The following is a 22456-nucleotide window of genomic DNA, read 5'->3' as shown; positions in this document are numbered from 1 at the left end:
GCGTGAAGTCCAACTGCAGCGGCATCGCGCAGAACAACCGGCAGTTCACGCAGATCACGACCACCTTCGCGGGCTGACCGTCGTCGCGTGGAGGGGCCGTCGCTTCGGCGACGGCCCCTTTTGTTCAGCGACTCGCCGCCGACGATCCCACCGGCACGAGCGCCTGGCTCGGCGGTATGACGATCTGCCGGGGCTGCGCGATCTGCGCGACCAGCAGGGTGCCGACCAGGCCGAAGAGCGAGTACCCGCCGAGGATGATGGCCGCCCGCTCCACCCCGACCCCGTCGAAGTACACGATGCCGCGGATCGCCTCCGTGCCCAGCCCCGGCGGGAGCCACTGGCCGATCGCGCGCCAGAACGCGGGCAGGAGCGGCGCCGGATAGGCGCCACCCGCGCTCGGGTTGCCCAGGATCACGAACAGCAGGATGGTCACGCCGGTGCCGACGAAGCCGAAGGCGGCCTGCAGGGCCATGGTGAAGCAGCCCGAGGCGAAGACCAGCAGGGCGCCGAACCACCAGAGCTGGGCCAGGTGGCCGTCCAGCGCGCCGAAGAGCGAGCCCGCGATGAGCGCGCCGCCGACGCCGGCGACCGCGGCGTACGCGGCCAGGGACAACAGCCGGATCAGCGCCCGGTGCGGGTTGGCCGGCCGGGAGCCCTTGCTGGTGCTCACCGCGATCGCCACGAGGTAGCCGCCGACGACCCACCCGAGCGCGAGGTAGAACCCCGAAAGGCCGCGGGCGTCGCCGAGCAGGGCCGGCCTGGCGTCCTCGACCGTGAACGCGCGGTCCTGGGCGTCCTCCAGCGGCGTCATGATCTGGGTCAGCGCCGTGGCGACGCTGCTCCCGGCGGCGCTGGCAATGATCAGCCGGTCGGTCGCGTCGGTGCTGGAGACGATGAACGCCCCGTACACCTCGCGCTCGTCGATCATCCGGCGTGCGGCGTCCTCGCTGAACGCGGGTCGCGCGTCCAGCGGCTCGCCCGGTAGCCGGTCGAGCTTGCCGACCAGGTCGTCGAGCGCCTCCGGGGGCGCGGCGACGGCCACAGGAATCCGGTGCGGGGTCGGCTCGTGGAATGCCCCGATATAGCTGGCGATGAAGGCCAGCTGGAGGGCGAGCACCGCGAGGACCAGCGCACCCGCGCGCGGCGTGACGCCGTCGCGCACTTCATGAAGAAATCCCGCTTTCACCGTTTTTGACGGTATCGTACGGGCGACTCCGGCGCGTCAGACTTGACCTTTTTGTCCGCACTCGACCCGCCGCGTGCCCTGCCCGCTAAATAGCGAAATATCCGATATGCGGGAATCAGACCTGCCGGAAGACCCAGACCCGCATGAGGACGAAGCGCAGCAGGGTCGTCACGGCGTTGGCCACCAGCAGGACGGCGAGCTCGGCCAGGTGCGTGTGGGCCGGGGACGCGAGGTTCAGCAGGCCCAGGGCGGCCGAGTTCAGGGCCAGGCCCAGCGCGAAGAGCAGCAGCCCCTGGAGCTGGTGTCTGACCGCCCCGTCGGTGCCGCGAATGGCGAACGTCAGCCGCCGGTTGAGCGCCGTGTTGGCGATCGCCGTGCTGAGCAGGGCGATGAAGTTGGCCGCCTGGGCCCCGGCGGCCGGGCGCAGCAGGGCGTACAGGGCCAGGAACGCCACCGTGGAGAAGATCCCGATCCCGCCGAAGCGCAGCAGCTGCGGCAGCATCCCCGCCGGCACGCCCTCCACGAGCGGGGCGCGGCCCAGGCGGCTGCGCAGCGCGGCCAGCGGCAGCTTCCCGGTGACCAGCGCGCGGCCCAGGCGGGCGATGCCCTTGAGGTCCGCCACGGCGGTCGCCACGATGTCGACCCGGCTGTCGGGGTCGTCGATCCAGTCGACCGGCACCTCGTGGATGCGCAGGCCGGCCCGCTGGGCCAGGACGAGCAGCTCGGTGTCGAAGAACCAGCCGGTGTCCTCCACCAGCGGCAGCAGCTGCTCGGCCACGTCCCGGCGGATCGCCTTGAAGCCGCACTGGGCGTCGGAGAAGCGGGCGCTCAAGGCGGTACGGAGGATGCGGTTGTAGCTGCGGGAGATGAACTCCCGCTTGGGGCCGCGGACCACCCGGGAGCCGCGGGCCAGGCGGCTGCCGATGGAGACGTCGGAGTGCCCGGACAGCAGCGGCGCGACCAGCGGCAGCAGGGCGTTGAGGTCGGTGCTGAGGTCGACGTCCATGTACGCGAGCACCGGGGCGTCCGACGCCGTCCAGGCCCGCTTCAGCGCCCGCCCGCGGCCCTTCTCGGACAGCCGCAGGACCTCCACGCCGGGCAGCTCGACGCTCAGCGCGGCGGCGACCGCGGGGGTCTCGTCGGTGCTGGCGTTGTCGGCGACGGTGATCCGAAAGGGGTACGGGAAGCTCTCGCTCAGGTGCTGGTACAGGCGCCGCACGCACGGGCCGAGATCGGCCTCCTCGTTGTAGACCGGGATGACGACGTCGAGAACGGCGCCGGTGTTCCCGCCGCCGGCGCCGTTGGTGCGAGGAAGCGTCTCAGTGCTCATGGACACCACGGTCGGGTTCGGACCTTCCGGAAGCTTGCGGCCAACCTGTGCCCAGCCTGTGAGTTGCGCAGGCGAAAGGGCGGCCCCCGAAGAGGGCCGCCCTTGGGTGGGACGCGTCAGGCGGTCAGGTCGTACAGGGTGGTGTTGCCGATGGTCTGGGCCGTGTAGTTGGCCTCCACCCAGGACGCGATCTCGGCGCTGACGCTGCTGCCGCCGTTGCTGCGGCCGCCGAGCCCCGACCCGCCGATGAAGTAGTGGATCCTGCCTTCGTTGACGTACTGCTGGAACTGCGCCAGGCTCGGCGCCGGGTCGCTGCCGTTGAACCCGCCGATCGCCATCACCGGCAGCTCGGTGGCCAGCTGGTAGCCCGAGGCGTTGTTGGAGCCGACCGCCGCGGCCACCCAGGTGTACTTCGCGCTGTCCGCCCGCAGTGCCGCGACCACCTCGGAGCTCGGCGTCGTGGCGTTGAGCAGCCCGCCCATGCCGCCGCCACCCATGCCGCCACCACCAACGCCGGCCCCGCCGAAGGCGCCGCCGGCGCGGCCGCCGAAGCCGCCGGTCGGGGGCATCCCGCCGCCGAAGCGACCGCCGCCCATGCCGCCCGCGACCGCCGGGCCGGCGGTGACGATCGAGCCGGTGTGCGCTGTCGCCGCCGTGTTCAGCGAGTAGGCGACCGGCCCGCCGAGCACGGCGAAGAGGGCGAGCGCCGTCGCGGCCAGGCGCAGGTGGCGGCTCAGCTGCTGGCCGAGCAGCAGGCCGGCCGCGCCCAGGCCGCCGGTGGCCAGCACCGCCACCCGCAGCCAAGGGTGGAACGCGTCGGCCCGGTCCAGCAGGATGTACGACCACACCGCCGTGATCGCGACGCTGCCGCCGAGGACCAGCAGGGCGTAGAGGTCCGCCCGCCGCCGCCAGAGCGTGGCCGCGCCCATGCCCACCAGCGCGCCGATCGCCGGGGCCAGGGCCACCGTGTAGTAGTCGTGGAAGATGCCCTGCATGTAGCTGAAGACCACGGCGGTGGTGACCAGCCAGCCGCCCCACAGCACGTAGGCGGCCCGGCGCGAGGACCAGACCAGCCCGGCCACGGTCAGGATGAGGGCCGCCGGCAGCAGCCAGGAGGCCTGCCCGCCGGTCTGCCCGTCCAGCAGGCGGGACCAGCCGGTCGCGCCCCAGCCGCCGCCGTTGCCGCCGCCCCCGCCGACGCTGCCGGTCTCGTTGCCCGTCAGCCGGCCGAAGCCGTTGTACCCCAGGGTCAGCTCGAGGATCGAGTTGGACTGCGAGCCGCCGACGTAGGGCCGCCAGGACGCCGGGGTCAGCGACACGATCGCCACCCACCAGCCGGCCGAGACGATCACCGCGGCCCCGGCGACGAGCAGCTGCGTCAGCCGGCGCGCCCATCCGGTCGGGGCGAAGAGCAGGTAGGCCAGGCCGAACGCGGGCACGACGAGCAGGGCCTGGAGCATCTTGGTGAGGAAGCCGAAGCCGACCGCGCTGCCGGCGAAGACGAGCCACCAGGTGCTGCCGCGCTCGATGGCGCGCAGCATGCCGTACACGCCCGCCACCAGCAGGAGCATCAGCAGCGCGTCGGGGTTGTTGAAGCGGAACATCAGCGTGGCCACCGGCGTGGTGGCGAGCACGGCCCCGGCGAGCAGGCCGGCCAGCGGTCCGTGCCAGCGCTTGACCGTGAGGTACAGCAGCCAGACCGTCGCCACCCCGATCAGCGCCTGCGGGGCGAGGATGCTCCACGAGCTGAGCCCGAAGAGGCGCACCGCCAGGCCGGTGACCCACAGCGCGGCCGGCGTCTTGTCGACCGTGATGAAGTTCGAGGCGTCCGAGGAGCCGAAGAACCACGCCTTCCAGCTCTCGCCGCCGGCCTGGGCGGCCGCCGCGTAGAAGGCGTTGCCCCAGCCGGAGGCGCTGAGGTTCCACAGGTACAGCACACCGGTGGCGAGCAGCAGCAGCCCGAGCGCCGGGCGCGTCCAGACCGGATCGCCGCCTCTTCGGCGCGCCTCGGTCTGCTGCGGAGCGGCCGGGGGCGCGGCCGGAGGGGTCAGCGTGGTCGTCATGACCATCAAGGTGCGCCGCAACCCTTCCGGCCCGTTCAACCCGAGCTGTGCGCCACCTGTGAACCCGGCCCGAGCCCAGCCACGACGAGCCCGCCACTTCTCGACCAGGGCGAGGACGTGTGTCAGGGGTGTGGGTGGGCGGAGCCCCCCACTTGGAGCGAAGCGACGACTAGCTCAGCCCATCTCAAAGAGCATGCACGTGGAGGTGGCGTGGGCGACGAGGCCGCCGCGGGCGTCGGTGATCTGCGCCTGGGCGAGGGCGGTCCGGCGGCCCTTGGAGATGATCGTGCCGACGCAGGTGAGCACGCCCGAGGCGATCGACGCGGGGCGGAGAAACTTCGAGGTCAGGTCCAGGGTGGTGTACCCCACGCCAGCGGGAAGGGTCGAGTGCACCGCGCAGCCCGTGGCGGTGTCCAGCAGCGTCGACAGCACCCCGCCGTGCACGCTGCCGAGGGGGTTGTAGTGGTACTCCTGGGGCTCCAGCGTCACCACGACCCTCCCCTCCTCGGCCTCCAGCCGGCCGGCGCCGAGCAGGTGCATGATCGGCGGGGCCGGCAGCTCGCCGCGGGACATCGCCTGCAGCAGCTCCAGCCCGCTCCGCCGGCCGATCTCCGCCGCGTTGAGCATCGGGTCGGACCAGGCGAAGGTGCGGCGGCGGTGGTCGGTCTCGGTCTGCGTCATGGACCCAGCGTCGCGGCGGGGGCTGAATCTGTCAATAAGACCCAGCACGGCGATAGCCTGGCAACATGAGACCCAGGGCACTCGAGTGGTCGGTCGAGAACTGCACGATCGGCCGGACGATGGCGATCCTCGGCGAACGGTGGACGATCGTCGTGCTGCGCGAGGTCTTCAACGGCGTGTTCCGCTTCGACGACATGCGTGAGCGCACCGGCATCCCCCGCCAGGTGCTCACCAACCGGCTCGCCCTGCTGGTCGACAACGGCATCCTGCGCCGGGTCCCCTACCGCGAGCCCGGCGCCCGGGCCCGGGACGAGTACCGGCTGACCGAGAAGGGGTTCGACCTCTATCCGCTGCTCGTCGCGGTGCGCGAGTGGGGCGACCGGTATCTGGCCGATCCGGGCGGCCCGCCGCTGCAGACCGTGCACCGCGGCTGCGGCGCCGACGTGCACGCCGTGCTGGTCTGCGAGCACGGACACTCCGACGTCCCGCCCCGGGACGTGGTCCCGCAGCCCGGCCCCGGGGCGGTCAAACGGACAAAGGCGGTGGAATCCCCAGAAGCTTGAGCACTATGCGCGAAGACTGACCAACCTGTTGACAACGCGACGCTACCGGCTGCCCAACCATGGATCACGGCGAGTCATCGACCCATGGAAGGGGCCCGCATGCCGAGGAGATACCGGACCGCACTGGGCGCCGCCTCCGCCGCGATCGCGATCGCGGCCGGGGCGGTCGTGCCGGGCGTGCCGGCGGTCGCAGCCACGCCGGCGGCAACCAGCGCCGACCTGACGCGCGTCATCGTCGAGTACAGCGACGCCGACGCCGCCGCCCACGCGGTCACCCGCGCCGGCGGCACGGTCGGCAAACCGTTGTCCGTCGTGGACGGATTCGTGGCAGAGGTACCGAACAACCAGATCGCAGCACTGAAGGCCGCGCCCGGCGTGCGGGGCGTGACCGTCGACGGGAAAGTGGGGCTGGAGGCGGCCACCTGGCGCGCGGACGGCGACGCCAACTCGATGTTCAGCGTCGTGCGCGCGACCGGCGCGCTGGACGTGTGGAAGAAGACCGACTCCAGCGGCCGTCAGCTGGGTGGCATGGGCGTCGGCGTCGCACTGATCGACTCCGGCGTCTCACAGGTCGCCGGGCTCAACGACAGCACCCGGATCATCAACGGCCCGGACCTGTCGTTCGAGTCGCAGGCGGCCAACCTGCGCTATGTCGACACCTTCGGCCACGGCACGCATATGGCCGGCCTGATCGCGGGTCGCGACCCGGGCACCAACCTGGCCACCGTCTCCGATCCGACCAACTTCACCGGCATGGCCCCGCTGGCCACGCTGATCAGCGTGAAGGTGGCCGCCGCGGACGGCGCTACCGACGTGTCGCAGGTCATCGCCGCGATCGACTGGGTCGTGACCCACCGCAACGACACCGGGCTGAACATCAAGGTGCTGAACCTGTCCTTCGGCACCGACTCCAACCAGGACGAGAAGCTCGACCCGCTCTCGCACGCGGTCGAGTCGGCCTGGAAGAAGGGCATCACGGTGGTGGTGTCCGGCGGCAACGACGGCACCTCCCGCAGCTCGCTGTCGATGCCGGCGGCCAACCCGTACGTCATCGCGGTCGGGGCGGCCGACTCGAAAGGCACCGACACCCGCTCCGACGACGTCGTGGCCGAGTTCAGCAGCCGCGGCAACGCCACCCGCTCCGTCGACCTGACCGCCCCCGGGCGCTCGATCGTCGGCCTGCGCGACCCCGGCTCGTACGTCGACGTGAACTACCCCACGGGGCTGGTCCCGGGCGACACCACGGGCCGCTACTTCCGCGGCAGCGGCAGCTCCCAGGCCGCCGCCATCACTTCCGGCGCGGCCGCGCTGCTGCTGCAGCAACGCCCGTCGCTCACCCCGGACCAGGTGAAGAAGCTGCTCACGAGCACCGCCGACGCCATGCCCAACGCCGACGCGCTCGGCCGCGGCGCGGGCGAGCTGAACATCAAGAAAGCCTTCGAGGCACCGACCCCGACCGTGACCCAGAGCTGGGCGGCGTCGACCGGCACCGGCACGCTGGAGGCCTCGCGGGGCACCGCCCACGTGGCCGACCCGACCAGCGGCGTGATGCTCACCGGCGAGAAGGACATCATGGGCAAGGCCTGGAACGGCACCACCTGGGCCAAGGCGGCCACCGCCGGCACCGCGTGGAACGGCGGCACCTGGAACGGCTCGGCCTGGACCGGCACGACGCTGGGCAACGGGTCCACGGGCAAGAGCTGGGCCGCCGTGAACTGGTCGGGCACCAACTGGGACGGCCGCACCTGGAGCGGGCGCACCTGGAGCGGTGCCACATGGGACGGCCGCACATGGAGCGGGCGAACTTGGTCAGGAAACACGTGGAGCGGCCGAACTTGGAGTGGGAGCTACTGGTCGTCCTCCATCTGGGACTAGCAGTACGACCACGCCGAGACTCGCACAACACAGGGCAATGATGACGAAAGCACGTGGGTGGAGCCGCCCGGACGCCCGGGTCGCGACGCTCAGCCTCTGGCTGGGCGTCGCGACCATCGCGGCCCATGCGCTGCGCATCCGCAGCGTGGGCCTGCCGGCCGACCCGGATCCGATGCCGCTGGGGATTCTGCTGGTGGCGTTCGCCCTGACCGAGGGCTTCGCGGTGCACGTGCGCGTGCGCCGCGGCGGCCACGCGATGAGCCTCAGCGAGATCCCGATGGTCCTCGGGCTGCTGTCCGTCGACCCGACCCTGCTGCTCTGCGTGCGCCTCATCGGCGGCGTGATCGGCCTGGCCGGCCTGCGCGGCCAGCGCGGCGTGAAGCTCGGCTTCAACGTCGCCCTCCTCGGGGTGCAGACCACGGCCGCGGCCGTGCTGCTGCGCGCCCTGTCCGGGCCGGTGCTGCCCACCGGCCCGAAGGAGTGGCTCCTCGTCCTGATCGTCATGCTGGTGTCGGACGCGATCGCCGCCGTCCTGGTCACCGCCGTGATCGCCCTGCACGACGACCCCGGCGAGTGGAAGCGCCTGCCCGGCGCCCTGCAGGGCATGCCGCTGGTCGCCATCACCACGAGCATCGGCCTCGTCAGCGTGCTGGCCATCGAGAAGGACCCGCGGGCCATCGTGCTGCTGACGATCGTCTCCGCGGTGACGTACCGCGCCTACCGCACCTTCGTCCAGCAGAGCCAGGGCCACCAGCAGGTCGAGGAGCTCTACGCCTTCACCCGGGCGCTCGACGGGTCGCTCGACACCGGCGGCGTGGCCCGGATCGTCCTGGAGCAGGCCCGCGACCAGCTGCGGGCCGAGCGGGCCGAGCTGATCGTGCCCAACCCCGACGGCACCCACGTGCGGCTGCGCATGCACGGCCGGCGCCACCTCGACATCAGCACCGTGGACGCGCTGCCCGAGACCGCCTGGTGGCAGCCGGCCCGCACCGGTGCGCCCGTCCTCGTGCCGAAGGGCAGCCGGGTGATCGGCTCGATCGAGGACGGGATCGCGGTCCCGGTGCCGCTGAGCGACGGCGCCGCCGGCGTGCTGCTCGTGGCCGACAGCCTCGCCGACATCCCGACCTTCGGCGAGCAGCAGCTGCGGCTGTTCCAGGCGCTGGCCAACCACGCCAGCCTGTCGCTGGCCAAGGCCCGGCTGCTCGACGAGCTGCGCCGGGAGGTGGCCCAGAACGAGCGGCTGGCCCTCTACGACCCGCTCACCGGCCTGCCGAACCGGCAGCGCTTCTCCGCGCTCGTCGACGAGCTGCGGGCCGCCGGCACCCCGCTGACGGTGCTGCTCATGGACCTGGACCGGTTCAAGGAGATCAACGACGCGCTCGGCCACGACGTCGGCGACCAGCTGCTGCGGCAGGTCGGCGAGCGGCTGCAGGAGCGGGTGGACGGCCGGGGCACGGTGGCTCGGCTGGGCGGGGACGAGTTCGCGGTACTGCTGCCGGAGATCCGGACCCGGGAGGTCGCCCTGGCCGTCGGCGACGACCTCGACGCCGCCATGGAGCAGCCCATCCCGATCGGGGACCTGCGGCTCAACGCCAGGGTCAGCATCGGCGTGGCGCTGGCACCCGAGCACGGCCACGACGCCAAGACGCTGATCCAGCGGGCCGACGTGGCGATGTACGTCGCCAAGACCACCCACGCCGGCGTGCGCGTCTACACCAGCGACGACGACCGCAACAGCCCGCGCCGCCTGGCCATGGTGGCCGACCTGCGGGAGGCGATCCAGCGCCACGACATCGTGGTCGTCTTCCAGCCCAAGATCGAGACCGCCACCGGCCTGGTCGTCGGCGCCGAGGCCCTGGCCCGCTGGCACCACCCGGCCCACGGCTTCGTGCCGCCGGACGAGTTCATCCCGCTGGCCGAGCACTCCGGGCTGATCCGCCCGCTGACCCTGCACGTGCTCGAGGTGTCGCTGCGCCGCTGCGCGACCTGGCGGCGGATGGGCCACGACATCCACGTCGCGGTCAACCTCTCGCCCAACAGCCTGCAGGAGTCCGACCTGCCCGACATCGTGGCCCGGCTGCTCGGCCAGACGGGCGTGCCGGCCAGCGCCCTGACCCTGGAGATCACCGAGAGCAGCATCATGGCCGACCCGACCGGCGCGATGGTCATCCTCGACCGGCTGCACGCGCTCGGGGTGAAGCTCGCCATCGACGACTTCGGCACCGGGTACTCGTCGCTGGGCCGCCTGCGCGAGCTGCCCATCCACGAGATGAAGATCGACCGCTCCTTCGTGCAGCGCATCGCCGTCGACCACCGCGACCGGGCGGTGGTCCGCTCGGCCGTCCAGCTCGGCCACGCCCTGGACCTCATGGTGGTGGCCGAAGGGGTCGAGGACGAGCACACCCTGCTCCACCTGCGGCAGGAGGGATGCAACCTGGTCCAGGGGTTCTTCATCTCCAAGCCGCTGCCGGCGGACGATTTCGCGGATTGGCTGACCGCGCGGATCCCTCAGCTGGGAGGGGCATAACGTTCGGTCCATGTGCACCGTGCTCCTCCGGTTCGACCCCGACGCCACCTGGCCCGTGCTGCTCGCCGCCGTCCGCGACGAGTACCTCGGCCGCCCCTGGGAGCCCCCCGCCGAGCACTGGCCGGGCCGCTTCGGCGGCCGCGACGGCACCGCCGGCGGCACCTGGCTGGCCGTGGACCCGGCCCGCCCGAGCGTGACGGCGCTGCTCAACGGCTCCCCGCCGCTGCCACCGGCCGGCGACCGCCCCACCCGCGGGTCGCTGCCGCTGGCCCCCAACCCGCCGGGCGACGAGGTGCTGCGCGCCTTCGACGCCTTCCATCTGGTGCGGGCCGATCCCACCGAGGTCTCGGTCACCTCCTGGGACGGCACGACGGTCACGCACCGGCTGCTGGCGCCCGGCGACCACGTGATCGTCAACCAGGGGATCGACGTCAACGACTTCGCCCCGCTGCGCGCGGCCGTCTCCCCCGACCCGAAGCCCGGGCTGCTCCCGGCGGCCGCCTGGGGAGACTGGATCGCCCTGCTCTCCGGCGGCGAGTTCACCGGCGCGGCCGAGCGGCCGCTGCTGGTCCGCAAGGAGTTCGACGGCCTGCTCTACGGCTCCGGGTCGGCCAGCCTCGTGGCCATCGGCGAGCCGGGGGTCCGTTACGACTTCACCGGGAACCCGGGGCCGGAGGCGCACTGGTTCGAGGTACCGCTGCCGAACTGAAGATCACCCAGGCGCACACCGCGGCCAGGGCGAGGCGCTCGGCGACCCCGGTGAAGAGGGAGCGCCCGACGAGGAGAATGCCCGCCGCCGAGAGGATCAGCGGCGGGTACGCCACCAGGATCCCGATCCGGCCGGCCCGCCGCCAGAAGCGCCCGGCGGCGGGCAACGTGGCGCACAGGAGCATGGCCAGCGCGCAGAGCCCGAGCGCCCCGACCGCGCCGGTCGCGTGCACGAGGTCGCGGGCGGCCGGCGTCTCGTACGGCGGCAGCGGGCACCCCGGGCTGCAGTGCACGCCGGCCGTCACCCCGGCCAGTGCCGCGGCGAGCCCGACGCAGGCGGCCACGAGCCTGAGGGTGGGCACCGTCGCCAGCAGCGCCAGCGAGACGGCCAGCAGGACCATGCTCGCCGCGTAGAGGCCCGCGTGCGGCGCGCCGGGCACGCCCGACTCGGAGACGTAGGTCGACAGCGGCGCCCCCGCGACGGCCACCGCCAGGCCCGCGGTGCCCAGCGCGCCGACGACCGCGGCCCAGCGGGAGATCATCTCTCCAGGTTAGTGATGGTGGTGCTGGTGTACGACGGCGTGCCCGCGCCCCCGCGCCATCAGGAAGCGGTTGACCGGGACGGTCACCGCGAAGGCGACCACGAGCGAGATCACCAGGCTCAGCCAGAACAGCGGGCTGGTCAGCCCGGCGTCCATCGCGCCCGGGATGGCGAGCACGACGGCGTTGTCGACGATCTCCATCGAGGCGATCGAGACGGTGTCGGCGGCGAGCACCACCGGCAGGGCCGCGCCCAGCGCCAATCCGGCGGTCAGCACCGAGCGCAGGGTGAGCGCGTAGCCGAAGACGAAGGCCAGCGCGATCGACAGCACGACGGTGGCCAGGTTGCCCCAGCCGAGGGCGGTACCGAGCACCATGCCGAGGATCTCGCCGATCGCGCAGCCGGTGAGGCAGTGCAGCGTGGCGGCCACGGCCTGACGGGTCAGGGATTTCATGATCCGATGGTATACCCCCTGGGGGTATCGGCAAAGCGCTCCTCGATGCGGTGCACGGTGACGTTCGTCTACCGGTCGCCGAGGCCACCGAGCGCAAGCGCCGCGAACACCGCCAGGAAGAAGCCGAGGATCACGAACTCGCCCGTCCGATTCCACGCCGCCTTCTCCGCACCGGCCGCATTCGCCTTCGCGCCGGCGAGATCCCGCCATGCGCGGCGGACAACTGCGTAAAGAATGCCGAGGCCGAAACCGGCGACACCGCCGGCCAGAAACCCGCCGAGCGTCACGTGAGAGGAGTGGTCCATCGACCGAGACTGCCAAGGAGATAGCCGGATATGAATCGACGGATCGACGAGCGATTCCGGCAGCAGCCGAGGGGCGGCGGTTTACGACATGCCGGGCGCGGGCGCGCCCTGATGGCCGAAGACCGGCTGGCGGCGCTCCAGGAAGGCGGTGATGCCCTCCTGCAGCTCCGCCTCGTCCTGCGCCGGGGGCGCCGCCCCGGACAGCACCGCCTTCGCCGCGCGCTGCGTCAGCAGGGAGCGGGCGGCGATCGTGGTGGCCGTTCGATGTACCGCGGCGGCCAGATCGGCGGCGGGCACCACCGCGTCGACGAGGCCGAAGCGCTCGGCCGAGGCGGCGTCGATCAGCTCAGCGGTGTAGAGCAGCAGCTTCGCGCGGGCCGGGCCGATGAGGGCGGACAGGCGGCGGGTGGTCGAGGGCGGGTAGACGATGCCGAGCTTGGCCGGGGTCACGCCGAAGCGGCTGTCGGCGGCGGCGAAGCGCAGGTCGCAGGCGACCGCCAGCTGGCAGCCGCCGCCCACGCAGAAGCCGTCGATGCGGGCGATGGTGGGCTTCGGGAAGGCGGCCAGCGCCTCCTCGGCGACGACCGCGATGCTGTCGTCGCCGGCGCGCGCGATGTCGGCGGCCTCGGTGATGTCGGCGCCGGCGCAGAACGTCCCGCCGGCCCCGGCCAGGATCAGCACGCGCACCGCCGGGTCCTCGGCCAGCGGGGTCAGCAGCGACGGCAGGGCGCGCCACATCGCGGCGGTCATCGCGTTGCGCTTGGCCGGGTTGGCGATCGTCAGGGTGGCGATCGGGCCGTCCTTGGCCAGGACCAGCCGGCCGCTCACCATTCGTGGACGGGGACGTTCGAGTGCATCCTCGGAAGGTACTCCTGCAGCAGCTTGCGCATCGTGTCGTCCCGCTGCACCGGGCCGTTGCCCTCGATCGCATGGACGGCCTCGACCTGCCAGGTGGCGCCGTTGCGCTGGGCCAGGCAGCGCTGCTCCACGATGCCGAGCAGGCGGTCGCGGTGGGCCGGGTCGACGCCCCACTCGTCGAGGCCCTCGTGGGCCAGGGGCAGGAGGCGGCGCAGGACCAGCTCCGTCACCGGGACCGAGCCCAGCCCGGGCCAGAAGACCGAGGCGTCGATGCCGTGCCGGGCCGCGGTGTGGAAGTTCTCCTCGGCGGCGCCGAAGGACATCTGCGTCCACACCGGACGGTCCTGGCCGGCCAGCCGGTGGACCAGCCCGAAGTAGAAGGCGGCGTTGGCCATGCTGTCGACCACGGTCGGGCCGGCCGGCAGCACGCGGTTCTCCACCCGCACGTGCGGGCGCCCGTCGACGACGTCGTAGATGGGACGGTTCCAGCGGTAGACCGTGCCGTTGTGCAGCCGCAGCTCCCCCAGCCGCGGCGTGCCGCCGGCGTCCAGGGTCGCGATGGGGTTCTCGTCCTCGCAGATGGGCAGGAGCGCCGGGAAGTACCGCACGTTCTCCTCGAACAGGTCGAAGATGGACGTGACCCATCGCTCGCCGAACCAGACCCTCGGCCGCACGCCCTGGCTCTTGAGCTCCTCCGCGCGGGTGTCGGTCGCCTGCTCGAAGAGCGGGATCCGGGTCTCCCGCCACAGCTCCTGCCCGAAGAGGAAGGGCGCGTTGGCCCCGAGCGCCACCTGGACGGCCGCGATGGCCTGGGCCGCGTTCCAGTAGGCGGCGAAGCGCTGCGGGGCCACCTGCAGGTGGAACTGCACGCTGGTGCACGCCGCCTCGGGCGCGATCGAGTCGCACCGCACGTGCAGCCGCTCGACGCCGTCGATGGCGATGAGCAGATCCTCGCCGCGGGCCGCGAATATCTGCTCGTTGAGCAGGGCGTACCGCGGATTCGCCGACAACACGTCCGACGTGAGCTGGTCGCGGCGCAGCGTGGGCAGGATCCCGATCATCGCCAGCCGGGTGTCGACCTGCGCGGCGTGCTCCTCGGCCGCGTTGAGGCTCTCCCGCACCTGCGCCTCGAACCGCGCGAGCCCGTTGCCGTGCAGCCGCTGCGGCGGCACGTTGATCTCGATGTTGAACTGCCCGAGCTCGGTCACGAACGCCGGGTCGGCCAGGGTGTCGAGCACCCGCTGGTTGCGCAGCGCCGGGTCGTAGTGCTCGTCGACGAGGTTGAGCTCGATCTCGAGCCCGCTCATCCCGCCGCCGTCCTCGAAGGGCGCCTCGGCCAGCATCCGGGCGAACGCGTCGAGGCACTGGCGCACCTTGTCGCGGTACCGCATCCGGTCTTCCCGGCTGAACACGTGCGACTCGACGTCCTTGCCCATGGGATGCCACCTCCGCGCGGGAAGCCGTGCTTTCTGGCATACCACGGGCGGCGGCTTTTTACTCCTGCATCCCACGCGCGCCCGTCAATACGGGCACGAGCCGCCGCCACCACGCGGGCGCCGGCACCGGTCGCGCCTCGATCGGGGCGACGCTCGCCGTCTCCACCGGCCCGAAGTTCTCCAGCCCCAGCTCGGCCAGCGCCTCGGCGACCGTGCGCGCGCCGGCCCGGGCGGCCACGTACGCGCGCCAGGTCTCGAGGTCGGCCCGCCAGTGGGCGACGAACTCGACCATCCGGGCGGGCCGGATCAGGCGGCTGCTGTCGCGGGCGGTGGCCAGCGAGTCGAGCATGCGCTGGCGCAGCGGCTCCGCGAGCCCCTCGGCCTTGAGCACCCGGTCGTAGAGCTCGGCGATGAACTGCCGCCGGTGGCCGAGGAACTCCTCCCAGAACCGCTCGCCGGCGGTGTCCAGGGCCTGCCCCTCGTCGAGGCGCCAGAAGAGCCCCTCGCCGAGGCAGTCGCCGAACTCCTCCTGCTTGGCCCGGCGGGGACTGGCGAAGGGGTCGTACTTCTGCTGCGCCATCTCGCCGAGCGCGGTCACCCGGCCCGCGGCGATGGCGTCGGCGAGGAACAGCCAGTCCTCGTTGTACACGTCGGGGAAGAAGGAGCCGGCCCGGTCGGCCCGCACGGCCAGCGCCCCGGCGCCGATGAACGCGCCCTGGGCGCCGCCGGTGAGCCGGTGCGCGTGGCAGACCACGGAGTTGTCCGGGTAGCCGTGATTGCGAAGCCCCACGGCGTCGAAGTCGTCGAGCAGGGCCGCGGCCGCGCGCAGCTGCTCGACGTCGATGTCCACGATGTCGTCGTCGAGGAAGACGATCCGCTCCCAGCCGACCATCCGCGCGAGCAGCAGCCCGACGTTGCGCTTGAGGCTGGTGTCGGCCGGGCGCCGCCGCTCCTTGTGCTGGAAGCGGGTGCCGTACAGCCACTCGGTGGTCCGGAACGCCGGCAGCGGGCTGCGGGCCATGCCCTCGACCGCGATGACGGCCGGGACGAGCCCGTAGCGCGAGCCGAGCAGGGCGGCGTCGCGGGCGTTGGCCCGGGTCGTGCAGGCGACGACGATCCGGCACCCGAGGTCACGCGCGGCGCGGAAGGCGGCGTCCAGCGCGGTCGCCCGGCGGAAGGACGGCACGACGATCGCGTCGACGGTGGCGCCGACGGTGCCGGGGCCCACCGGCGTGCGCAGTAACGCGGCGTGGCTGTCGTGATGGTGCTGAACGGCGGTGTCCGCAGGCATCTGTTCCGTAGCTTCTCGTCCGTTGTGCTACTACGCACAGTAAGTGGAGCTGCGAGCCCACGAGTGCGTAACGAGCCTGACCCGGCCCGCGACGCGCCCGGCGGGCGACTTTGCGTCATGCCCGACGGACCAGGATCAACACGGTTATGCAGGGGTGAACCACTCGTGCAGGCGCATGCTGTCGTCCGTCCAGTCGGGGGCGACGGCCTTGCCACTGCGCACGCGGGCCCGCGCAAGAATACTGAACGCCTCGGCGTCGCCGAATTTCGACTCTATGTACGCCGCGTTACCGGCCCTCAGCCTGGGATCCGTCAGGGCGCGGACCACCGCGTAGGTCCCCTGGCCGTGCGTGCCCGAACAGATCGTGACCGTGCGTGTCCGGTTGAACGGGTTGGGCCCGCGGTAGAAGTGCACGACGTCCTCGAGAAGCACCCGCCGCCCGCCGTCGGTGCCGAACACCGGGCGGTAGGTCGCGCCGCCGACCCGGAAGCCGGCGCCCTGCGGGTCGTCGGAGGGCAGCGGCTCGACCGGCTGGCTGATCGCGGCCAGGACGTCGCGGGTGAGGTCGTTCCAGTCGACGCCGCCGAGCACCACGAGGTGGGCGGTGGTGTCCTCGTCGCGCAGGCCCGAGGAGAGCACGTGCTGCACCCGGCTGCGCGGGTTCACCGCCCGCAGGTGGCCGTAGATCTCCAGCAGGGCGTCGAGGTCGGCGTACTCCAGCAGGGCCACGTAGTCGGGGTCGGCCGGGTCGGCGTAGGGCATCTGCGCGCGCAGCTCCATCGGCAGCGGGGCGCACACGACCACCACGTCCTCGTCGGGGCCGAACCGCCACCGCGGGTCGTCCAGCCCCGACGGGCCCTCGACCGGCCCGCCGAGCGCGACCAGCTCGTCCTCCAGGCCCCGCCGGCGGCGGCGCTCGTCGTCGCCGAGGGCGTGCTCGGCCGGCAGCCGCAGGCGCCCCTTCTCGTCGACCGGCGGGCGGTTGGTGGAGAACAGCAGGGCGTAGGTCGCCAGCCGCGCACGCGGCGGGCGCACGGGATTGGCGCGGCTCTCCCAGGATGAGATGAGCGGGACGCTCACGCCGAGCGCCTTGGCCACATCGCCCTGGGTCCGCGCCCCGTCCCAGGTCTTCTCGCGCAGCTCGCGCAGGCGTCGCGCCAAATCAACGGGCGCCATGAGGCCCCCTTCAGCTTGTTCAGTCAACTACTGAAATCAGTCGGCCCTGGAGGTGAAACGTGAATGAACACGGGCTCAAGCTGTTCGTCATCTCAAGCTAGCACAATCAAGTTGTTTCAGGAATTCACTGAAGTCTACGCTTGAGTCTCGATCATCCGACTGGCCGCTTCAGACAAGACCTGAAGTTCAGGAGGTGACCAATGATCACGTTCTCGACCGACGCGAGCCGGGCGGCGGACCTCGCCCCGCTCGTCATGGTGGCCGTGGGTCTGGCCGCGGGCGCGCTGGCGGCCACCCAGCCCCGCGTCGCGTGGTTCCGGCCCCGCAACCTCGCGCTGCGCGGCTTTGCCGTCGCGGTCGTGGTGCTCACGCTTCTCGCGCTATTGCGCCACTGACATCCATCCATCCATCGGCGAAACTTGCGTGGTGGGGGAATCGGACGTGGATATCGGATCGGCCACACCTGGGGATATGGCGGAGCTGGTAGGGGTGCTCGGCGACGCGGAAATGTTCGCCGACCAGCTCCGCCGCCAGGCCGAAGGACTGGGGCAACTGCTCGTCGCGTGGGTCGGCGGCCTCGCCGTCGGGGTGGTCTACCTGCGCTGGGAGCCCGCCGACGAGCCCGAGATCCGTCGCCATCTGCACGCCGTGCCGTTGTTGCGGCACCTTGAGGTACACCCGGAATGGCGCAAACGCGGGGTGGGCTCGCGGCTGCTCCGGGAGGCCGAGGCGCGACTCGCCGGACGAGGATTCCGGCGGGTCGCCCTCGGGGTCGCGCCGGACAATTTCCCGGCGATATCGCTCTATCGCAAGCAGGGCTACGAGAAGTGGCCGCAGCCCGATGTCAAAACCGCGATCGACGAATTCAGCGTGATGGTGAAGGACCTCAGACGGTGAGCAGCTGACGGACGGCGGGGTCCTGCAGGTCGGTGCGGTCACCCGCCCGCACGACCTCGCCGGCGTCGATGATGACGAAGTTGTCCGCCAGGCGAAGGGCCAGGTCGAGGTACTGCTCGACCAGCAGCACGGCCACGCCGGTCTCCTTGTGCAGGCGCTCGATCGAGTCCTCGATCTCCAGGATCACCGAGGGCTGGATGCCCTCGGTCGGCTCGTCCAGCAGCAGCATCGATGGGCGGGTGATCAGGGTCCGGGCCATGGACAGCTGCTGTTGCTGGCCGCCCGACAGGAAGCCGGCCTTGCTGCGCAGGAACGGGCGCAGGGCCGGGAACACGTCCAGGGCCTCGTCGAGCGAGGACTTCGTGGCCTTCGGGGAGGCCTCCAGCACGACCCGCAGGTTCTCCCAGACGGTCAGCTGGGGGAACGTCTCGTGACCCTGCGGGGCGTAGCCCAGGCCCAGGCGCACCCGGTCGTAGGTCTTCAGCCGGGTGACGTCGTGGCCGTCGAAGGTGATCCGGCCCTTGCGGACCGGCAGGACGCCCATGATGGCCTTGAGCAGGGTGGTCTTGCCGACCCCGTTGCGCCCCATCACGCAGGTCAGGGAGCCTGGCGGCACGGTCATCGACAGGCCGAAGAGGACCTGCGCGCGGCCGTAGGCAACGTCGATCGACTCAATTTCCAGCATCCACCGGCTCCTTTCGCGCCCTTCCCAGATAGACCTCCTGGACCCTCGGGTCGGCCTGGACGTCGGCCACGCTGCCCTGGCGCAGCAGGCGGCCCTCGTGCAGGACCGTCACCACGGTGGCGAAGCGGCGCAGGAACTCCATGTCGTGCTCGATGACCACGACCGTGTGGGTTTTGGCCACCTCGACCAGCAGCTGGCCGGTGCGCTCGCGCTCGTCGCGGCTCATGCCGGCCACCGGCTCGTCGAGCAGCAGGAGGCGGGGCTGCTGGACCAGCAGCATGCCGATCTCCAGCCACTGGCGCTGGCCGTGGGACAGCACGCCGGCCTTGCGCTCGACGAGGCCGGCCAGGCCGGTGGTCTCCAGGACCCGGACGACGTCGTCGGGGTAGGCGCGGCGGCGGCGCAGCAGGGCGGGCAGCGGCCGGCGGAAGGAGGCCGCCAGGTCGAGGTTCTCGCCGACCGTGAGCTCCTCGAAGACGACGGAGGTCTGGAAGGTACGGCCGATGCCCAGCCGCACGATCCGGTGCTCCTTGCGGCCGAGAATCTCGTGCCCGTCGAAGGTGATGCTGCCCGACGCCGGGCGGGTGCGGCCGGTGATGCAGTCGATGAGCGTGGTCTTGCCGGCGCCGTTCGGGCCGATCACGAAGCGCAGCTCGCCCTCGGCCACGTCGAAGTCGAGGTCAGTGACGGCCTTGAAGCCGTCGAAGACCACGTTGAGGCCGCGCACTTCCAGGAGGCTCATCGGCGTGCCACCTTCCTGAGATCGAGCTTCTTGAGTTCGAGCCCGGCCAGGCCGCGGGGCGCCCACACCATGACGGCGATGAAGAGGGCGCCGACCAGGTACTTCCAGCCCGAGGGCCACGCCTCGGACAGGGACGTCTCGGCGTAGTTGTAGAGGACCGCGCCCACCACCGCGCCGACGAGTGAGTAGCGGCCGCCGATGGCCACGCCGATGAGCATGGCCAGGGACGGGACGATGCCGAGCTCCGCCGGGGACATGATGCCGACGACCGGCACGAAGAGCGCGCCTGCGAGGCCGGCCAGGGCGGCGGAGAAGGCGAACGCGACGGTCTTCACGACGGCGGGGTCGTAGCCGAGGTACCGCACCCGGTCCTCCCCGTCCCGGATGGCCACCAGCAGCTTGCCGAAGCGGCTCTCCTTGAGCTGCCAGGCGAGCACGAACACGACGGCCAGCACGCCGACCGTGACGAGGTAGACCAGGCGCTGGTTCGACTCCTCGTAGAGGTCGAGCCCGAAGAAGTACTGGATGTTGGTCAGGCCGTTGGTCCCGCCGGTGAGGCCCTGCTGGCCGACCAGCAGGATGACGAACGCGGCGGCCAGGGCCTGGGACAGCACCGCGAAGTACGCGCCGCGCACCCGCTGGCGGAAGACCAACAGGCCCAGGAGCACGGCCACCGCGGTCGGCAGCAGGACCACCATGGCGACCGCGAACACCGGGTTGGCGAAGGGCTTCCACACCAGCGGCAGGCTGTCCACGCCGCTCCAGACCATGAAGTCGGGCAGGCCGCCGCCGGCGTCGGCGAGCTTGAGGTACATCCCCATGGCGTAGCCGCCGAGGCCGAAGAAGACGCCCTGGCCGAGGGTCAGCATGCCGCCGCGGCCCCACGCGATCGCGATGCCCACGGCGACGATGGCGAAGCAGAGGTACTTCCCCAGCAGCTGCAGCCGGAACGGCCCCAACACGTTGGGCACGACCAGCGTCATCACCAGCAGCGCCGCGACGAACAGCGCGGGGCCGCCGAAGCGCCTCACGACAGCGCCCGGGAGCGCAGGACGAACAGGCCCTGGGGCCGGACCTGCAGGAAGGCGACGATCACGGCGAACACCACCACCTTGGCGAAGCTGGCGTTGGTCCACAGCTCGACGTAGCTGTTGAGCAGCCCGAGCGCGACGGCGGCGAGCACCGCGCCCTTGAGCTGGCCCAGCCCGCCGGCCACGACGACCAGGAAGGCGTCGACGATGTAGTACGTGCCGATCTGGGGGCCGACCGGGCCGATCAGCGTGAGCGCCACGCCCGCCAGCCCGGCCAGCCCGGAGCCGATGAAGAAGGTGAGCTGGTCGACCCGGTCGGTGGCCACCCCGCTGATCGCGGCGAGCTGCCGGTTCTGCATCACCGCGCGCATCCGGCGCCCGGCGGACAGGCGGGTCAGGTACAGCCAGATCCCGGTCACGCCGGCGGCCGCCAGCGCCATGATGAACAGCCGGTTGTAGGCGATGTCCACGCCGGCCGCGTGGAACCCGCCGCGCAGCCACTCGGGCGCGCTGACCTGCACGTTCGGCGCGCCGAAGAGGTCGATGGCGGCCTGCTGCAGGATGAGGCTGACGCCCCAGGTGAGCAGCAGCGTGTCCAGCGGCCGGCCGTAGAAGCGCCGGACCAGCAGGCGCTCCAGGACCAGGCCCATGACGCCGCCGACGACGAAGGCGATCGGCAGCGCCACGGCGACCGCCTGGGTGCCGGCGAAGTTCTGCACGAGGTAGGTGGTGTAGGCGCCGGCCATGATGAACTCGCCGTGCGCCATGTTGATGACCCCCATCTGACCGAACGTGAAGGTCAGGCCGAGGGCGATGAGCAGCAGCACGGCGCCGATGCTCAGGCCGGTGACGAACTGGTTGGCGATCATGGCCGACGCCCCTTCCTCAGCTCAGGCCCTTGGCCCAGTCGTAGCCCTTGAGGTACGGGTCCGGCTTGATCGGCTGGCCGGAGTTCCACACCTCCTTGATCTGCCCGTCCGGCTGGATGACGCCGATCCGGGCGGTCTTGTAGACGTGCTGGTTGTCGCCGTCGATCGTGACCTTGCCCTCCGGCAGGTCGAGCGAGATGCCCTTGGCCGCCGCCTTGACCTTCTCCACGTCGGTGCTGCCGGCCTTCTTGACCGCCTCGGCCCAGAGGTAGACGGCGTTGTAGCCGGCCTCCATCGGGTCGGACGTGACCTTGTCGGCGCCGTACTTCGCCTTGAAGGCGGCGACGAACTTGTCGTTGGCCGCGCCCGAGGTGGTCTGGTAGTAGTTCCACGCGACCAGGTGGCCGGCGATGTTCTCCTTGCCGATGCCGACGACCTCCTCCTCCGCCACGCTGACGGAGACGGTCGGCATGGTGCCCGCGGTGATGCCCTTGTTCTTGAGCTCCTTGAAGAAGGCCACGTTGGAGTCGCCGTTGAGGGTGTTGAAGACCGCGTCGGGCTTGGCCGCGGCGAGCTTGTTCACCACGGTGCTGTACTCGGTGTGGCCCAGCGGCGTGTACTCCTCGCCGATGATCTCCATCCCGTTGGCCGCCGCGTACGCCTTGATCTCCTTGTTGGCGGTGCGCGGGAACACGTAGTCGGAGCCGACCAGGAAGATCTTCTTCTTGCCCTGCTGCTTGAGGTAGTCCAGGCCCGGGATGATCTGCTGGTTCGTGGTGGCGCCGGTGTAGAAGATGTACGGCGAGCTCTCCAGCCCCTCGTACTGCACCGGGTACCACAGCAGGGCCTTGTTGCGCTCGAACACCGGAAGCATCGCCTTGCGGCTGGCCGAGGTCCACCCGCCGAAGACGGTGGCCACCTTGTCCTTGGAGATGAGCTTCTGCGCCTTCTCCGCGAAGGTCGGCCAGTCGGAGGCCCCGTCCTCGACGACGGGCTCCAGCTTCTTGCCCAGCACGCCACCGGCGGCGTTGATCTCGTCGATGGCCATGAGTTCCGACTTCTGCACGGTGACCTCGGAGATCGACATCGTGCCGCTCAGCGAGTGCAGGATGCCGACCTTGATCGTGTCGCCGCTCGAGGAACCACTGTCGCCCTTGGCGGGCTCGGAGCAGCCCGCCAGGGCCAGGAGCGTAACGGTTGCCAGCGCGAAGAGACCGCGTCGAGCCAGTGGGGCCATA

At 71.5% G+C, this 22456-nt stretch carries 22 protein-coding genes; 6 read left to right on the top strand and 16 right to left on the bottom strand.

Annotation, left to right across the window (positions count from 1 at the left end):
• Positions 1 to 124: 124 nt before the first annotated feature.
• The 4 genes from ABD352_RS30210 to ABD352_RS30195 all read right to left on the bottom strand — a co-directional run bounded on the left by ABD352_RS30210 (position 125) and on the right by ABD352_RS30195 (position 5260).
• On the bottom strand, positions 125 to 1162 hold the full coding sequence (locus ABD352_RS30210) for an ABC-2 transporter permease (RefSeq protein WP_344615913.1): 1038 nt from the start codon (positions 1160 to 1162) through the stop codon (positions 125 to 127).
• A gap of 139 nt (positions 1163 to 1301) precedes the next feature.
• The gene (locus tag ABD352_RS30205; protein ID WP_344615912.1) at positions 1302 to 2516 is read right to left on the bottom strand and encodes a bifunctional glycosyltransferase family 2/GtrA family protein; all 1215 of its coding nucleotides are present in this window, start codon (positions 2514 to 2516) and stop codon (positions 1302 to 1304) included.
• A gap of 116 nt (positions 2517 to 2632) precedes the next feature.
• Positions 2633 to 4579 (bottom strand): glycosyltransferase family 39 protein, encoded by a 1947-nt coding sequence (locus ABD352_RS30200; protein WP_344615911.1) that lies wholly within the window; start codon positions 4577 to 4579, stop codon positions 2633 to 2635.
• A 174-nt stretch (positions 4580 to 4753) separates the two neighbouring features.
• Positions 4754 to 5260 carry a PaaI family thioesterase gene (locus ABD352_RS30195; RefSeq protein WP_344615910.1) on the bottom strand — a complete coding sequence of 169 codons (507 nt, stop codon included), beginning with the start codon at positions 5258 to 5260 and terminating at the stop codon, positions 4754 to 4756.
• A gap of 65 nt (positions 5261 to 5325) precedes the next feature.
• Between ABD352_RS30195 and ABD352_RS30190 the strand changes: the two genes are divergently transcribed.
• The 4 genes from ABD352_RS30190 (at position 5326) to ABD352_RS30175 (ending at position 10934) form a co-directional block, all read left to right on the top strand.
• Positions 5326 to 5823 carry a winged helix-turn-helix transcriptional regulator gene (locus tag ABD352_RS30190; RefSeq protein ID WP_344615909.1) on the top strand — a complete coding sequence of 166 codons (498 nt, stop codon included), beginning with the start codon at positions 5326 to 5328 and terminating at the stop codon, positions 5821 to 5823.
• A gap of 99 nt (positions 5824 to 5922) precedes the next feature.
• Entirely contained in the window at positions 5923 to 7698 is a 1776-nt protein-coding gene (locus tag ABD352_RS30185) for a S8 family serine peptidase (RefSeq protein WP_344615908.1), read from the top strand.
• 40 nt (positions 7699 to 7738) lie between these two features.
• Positions 7739 to 10225, top strand: a complete 2487-nt coding sequence (locus ABD352_RS30180; protein WP_344615907.1) for a putative bifunctional diguanylate cyclase/phosphodiesterase — start codon at positions 7739 to 7741, stop codon at positions 10223 to 10225.
• 10 nt (positions 10226 to 10235) lie between these two features.
• On the top strand, positions 10236 to 10934 hold the full coding sequence (locus ABD352_RS30175) for an NRDE family protein (RefSeq protein WP_344615906.1): 699 nt from the start codon (positions 10236 to 10238) through the stop codon (positions 10932 to 10934).
• Here the strand turns inward: ABD352_RS30175 and ABD352_RS30170 are convergent.
• From ABD352_RS30170 to ABD352_RS30140, 7 genes are all read right to left on the bottom strand, one after another.
• Positions 10879 to 11475 carry a DUF998 domain-containing protein gene (locus tag ABD352_RS30170; protein WP_344615905.1) on the bottom strand — a complete coding sequence of 199 codons (597 nt, stop codon included), beginning with the start codon at positions 11473 to 11475 and terminating at the stop codon, positions 10879 to 10881. The genes ABD352_RS30175 and ABD352_RS30170 overlap by 56 nt on opposite strands.
• Positions 11476 to 11484: 9 nt before the next feature.
• Positions 11485 to 11928, bottom strand: coding sequence for a DUF4396 domain-containing protein (locus ABD352_RS30165; RefSeq protein ID WP_344615904.1), 444 nt, complete (start codon positions 11926 to 11928; stop codon positions 11485 to 11487).
• 68 nt (positions 11929 to 11996) lie between these two features.
• Complete coding sequence (locus tag ABD352_RS30160) at positions 11997 to 12215, bottom strand: hypothetical protein (RefSeq protein WP_344615903.1); 219 nt, start codon at positions 12213 to 12215, stop codon at positions 11997 to 11999.
• A 99-nt stretch (positions 12216 to 12314) separates the two neighbouring features.
• Positions 12315 to 13064: an enoyl-CoA hydratase/isomerase family protein gene (locus tag ABD352_RS30155; RefSeq protein ID WP_344615902.1), complete on the bottom strand. Its 750-nt coding sequence runs from the start codon at positions 13062 to 13064 to the stop codon at positions 12315 to 12317.
• Positions 13058 to 14527, bottom strand: coding sequence for a glutamate-cysteine ligase family protein (locus tag ABD352_RS30150; protein ID WP_344615901.1), 1470 nt, complete (start codon positions 14525 to 14527; stop codon positions 13058 to 13060). The genes ABD352_RS30155 and ABD352_RS30150 overlap by 7 nt, the downstream gene beginning before the upstream one ends.
• 58 nt (positions 14528 to 14585) lie before the next feature.
• Positions 14586 to 15818 (bottom strand): hypothetical protein, encoded by a 1233-nt coding sequence (locus ABD352_RS30145; RefSeq protein WP_344615900.1) that lies wholly within the window; start codon positions 15816 to 15818, stop codon positions 14586 to 14588.
• Positions 15819 to 15962: 144 nt separating this feature from the next.
• Entirely contained in the window at positions 15963 to 16994 is a 1032-nt protein-coding gene (locus tag ABD352_RS30140) for a helix-turn-helix transcriptional regulator (RefSeq protein WP_344615899.1), read from the bottom strand.
• A gap of 200 nt (positions 16995 to 17194) precedes the next feature.
• Here ABD352_RS30140 and ABD352_RS30135 point away from each other — a divergent pair, with 200 nt between their 5' ends.
• Both ABD352_RS30135 and ABD352_RS30130 read left to right on the top strand, forming a co-directional pair.
• The gene (locus ABD352_RS30135) at positions 17195 to 17389 is read left to right on the top strand and encodes a hypothetical protein (protein ID WP_344615898.1); all 195 of its coding nucleotides are present in this window, start codon (positions 17195 to 17197) and stop codon (positions 17387 to 17389) included.
• Between the two features lie 76 nt (positions 17390 to 17465).
• On the top strand, positions 17466 to 17891 hold the full coding sequence (locus ABD352_RS30130; RefSeq protein WP_344615897.1) for a GNAT family N-acetyltransferase: 426 nt from the start codon (positions 17466 to 17468) through the stop codon (positions 17889 to 17891).
• On the opposite strand, the gene urtE is transcribed toward ABD352_RS30130, so the two are convergent.
• Genes urtE through urtA form a run of 5 tightly spaced genes read right to left on the bottom strand, consistent with a single transcriptional unit; the run spans position 17881 to position 22455 of the window.
• Complete coding sequence (gene urtE, locus ABD352_RS30125; protein WP_344615896.1) at positions 17881 to 18576, bottom strand: urea ABC transporter ATP-binding subunit UrtE; 696 nt, start codon at positions 18574 to 18576, stop codon at positions 17881 to 17883. The genes ABD352_RS30130 and urtE overlap by 11 nt on opposite strands.
• Complete coding sequence (gene urtD, locus ABD352_RS30120; RefSeq protein WP_344615895.1) at positions 18563 to 19318, bottom strand: urea ABC transporter ATP-binding protein UrtD; 756 nt, start codon at positions 19316 to 19318, stop codon at positions 18563 to 18565. Before urtD ends, urtE begins: the two co-directional genes overlap by 14 nt.
• On the bottom strand, positions 19315 to 20349 hold the full coding sequence (gene urtC, locus ABD352_RS30115; protein WP_344615894.1) for an urea ABC transporter permease subunit UrtC: 1035 nt from the start codon (positions 20347 to 20349) through the stop codon (positions 19315 to 19317). Before urtC ends, urtD begins: the two co-directional genes overlap by 4 nt.
• Complete coding sequence (gene urtB / locus ABD352_RS30110; RefSeq protein ID WP_344615893.1) at positions 20346 to 21218, bottom strand: urea ABC transporter permease subunit UrtB; 873 nt, start codon at positions 21216 to 21218, stop codon at positions 20346 to 20348. The genes urtC and urtB overlap by 4 nt, the downstream gene beginning before the upstream one ends.
• Before the next feature lie 16 nt (positions 21219 to 21234).
• Positions 21235 to 22455 (bottom strand): urea ABC transporter substrate-binding protein, encoded by a 1221-nt coding sequence (gene urtA / locus ABD352_RS30105; protein WP_344615892.1) that lies wholly within the window; start codon positions 22453 to 22455, stop codon positions 21235 to 21237.
• Position 22456: the final 1 nt, after the last annotated feature.

This window comes from Dactylosporangium salmoneum (genome assembly GCF_039532525.1).
Classification (GTDB): domain Bacteria; phylum Actinomycetota; class Actinomycetes; order Mycobacteriales; family Micromonosporaceae; genus Dactylosporangium; species Dactylosporangium salmoneum.
The sequence above is the reverse complement of the archived record's forward strand: the minus strand, read 5'-3'. Positions and strand labels throughout refer to the sequence as shown.

What these genes read in the sequence shown, in the direction of transcription:
- ABD352_RS30205 (WP_344615912.1), bottom strand. Translation starts at nt 2,516, where the DNA reads ATGAGCACTGAGACGCTTCCTCGCACCAACGGCGCCGGCGGCGGGAAC.
- ABD352_RS30200 (WP_344615911.1), bottom strand. Translation starts at nt 4,579, where the DNA reads ATGACGACCACGCTGACCCCTCCGGCCGCGCCCCCGGCCGCTCCGCAG.
- ABD352_RS30195 (WP_344615910.1), bottom strand. Translation starts at nt 5,260, where the DNA reads ATGACGCAGACCGAGACCGACCACCGCCGCCGCACCTTCGCCTGGTCC.
- ABD352_RS30190 (WP_344615909.1), top strand. Translation starts at nt 5,326, where the DNA reads ATGAGACCCAGGGCACTCGAGTGGTCGGTCGAGAACTGCACGATCGGC.
- ABD352_RS30185 (WP_344615908.1), top strand. Translation starts at nt 5,923, where the DNA reads ATGCCGAGGAGATACCGGACCGCACTGGGCGCCGCCTCCGCCGCGATC.
- ABD352_RS30180 (WP_344615907.1), top strand. Translation starts at nt 7,739, where the DNA reads ATGACGAAAGCACGTGGGTGGAGCCGCCCGGACGCCCGGGTCGCGACG.
- ABD352_RS30175 (WP_344615906.1), top strand. Translation starts at nt 10,236, where the DNA reads ATGTGCACCGTGCTCCTCCGGTTCGACCCCGACGCCACCTGGCCCGTG.
- ABD352_RS30170 (WP_344615905.1), bottom strand. Translation starts at nt 11,475, where the DNA reads ATGATCTCCCGCTGGGCCGCGGTCGTCGGCGCGCTGGGCACCGCGGGC.
- ABD352_RS30165 (WP_344615904.1), bottom strand. Translation starts at nt 11,928, where the DNA reads ATGAAATCCCTGACCCGTCAGGCCGTGGCCGCCACGCTGCACTGCCTC.
- ABD352_RS30155 (WP_344615902.1), bottom strand. Translation starts at nt 13,064, where the DNA reads ATGGTGAGCGGCCGGCTGGTCCTGGCCAAGGACGGCCCGATCGCCACC.
- ABD352_RS30150 (WP_344615901.1), bottom strand. Translation starts at nt 14,527, where the DNA reads ATGGGCAAGGACGTCGAGTCGCACGTGTTCAGCCGGGAAGACCGGATG.
- ABD352_RS30145 (WP_344615900.1), bottom strand. Translation starts at nt 15,818, where the DNA reads ATGCCTGCGGACACCGCCGTTCAGCACCATCACGACAGCCACGCCGCG.
- ABD352_RS30140 (WP_344615899.1), bottom strand. Translation starts at nt 16,994, where the DNA reads ATGGCGCCCGTTGATTTGGCGCGACGCCTGCGCGAGCTGCGCGAGAAG.
- ABD352_RS30135 (WP_344615898.1), top strand. Translation starts at nt 17,195, where the DNA reads ATGATCACGTTCTCGACCGACGCGAGCCGGGCGGCGGACCTCGCCCCG.
- ABD352_RS30130 (WP_344615897.1), top strand. Translation starts at nt 17,466, where the DNA reads ATGGCGGAGCTGGTAGGGGTGCTCGGCGACGCGGAAATGTTCGCCGAC.
- urtE (WP_344615896.1), bottom strand. Translation starts at nt 18,576, where the DNA reads ATGCTGGAAATTGAGTCGATCGACGTTGCCTACGGCCGCGCGCAGGTC.
- urtD (WP_344615895.1), bottom strand. Translation starts at nt 19,318, where the DNA reads ATGAGCCTCCTGGAAGTGCGCGGCCTCAACGTGGTCTTCGACGGCTTC.
- urtB (WP_344615893.1), bottom strand. Translation starts at nt 21,218, where the DNA reads ATGATCGCCAACCAGTTCGTCACCGGCCTGAGCATCGGCGCCGTGCTG.
- urtA (WP_344615892.1), bottom strand. Translation starts at nt 22,455, where the DNA reads ATGGCCCCACTGGCTCGACGCGGTCTCTTCGCGCTGGCAACCGTTACG.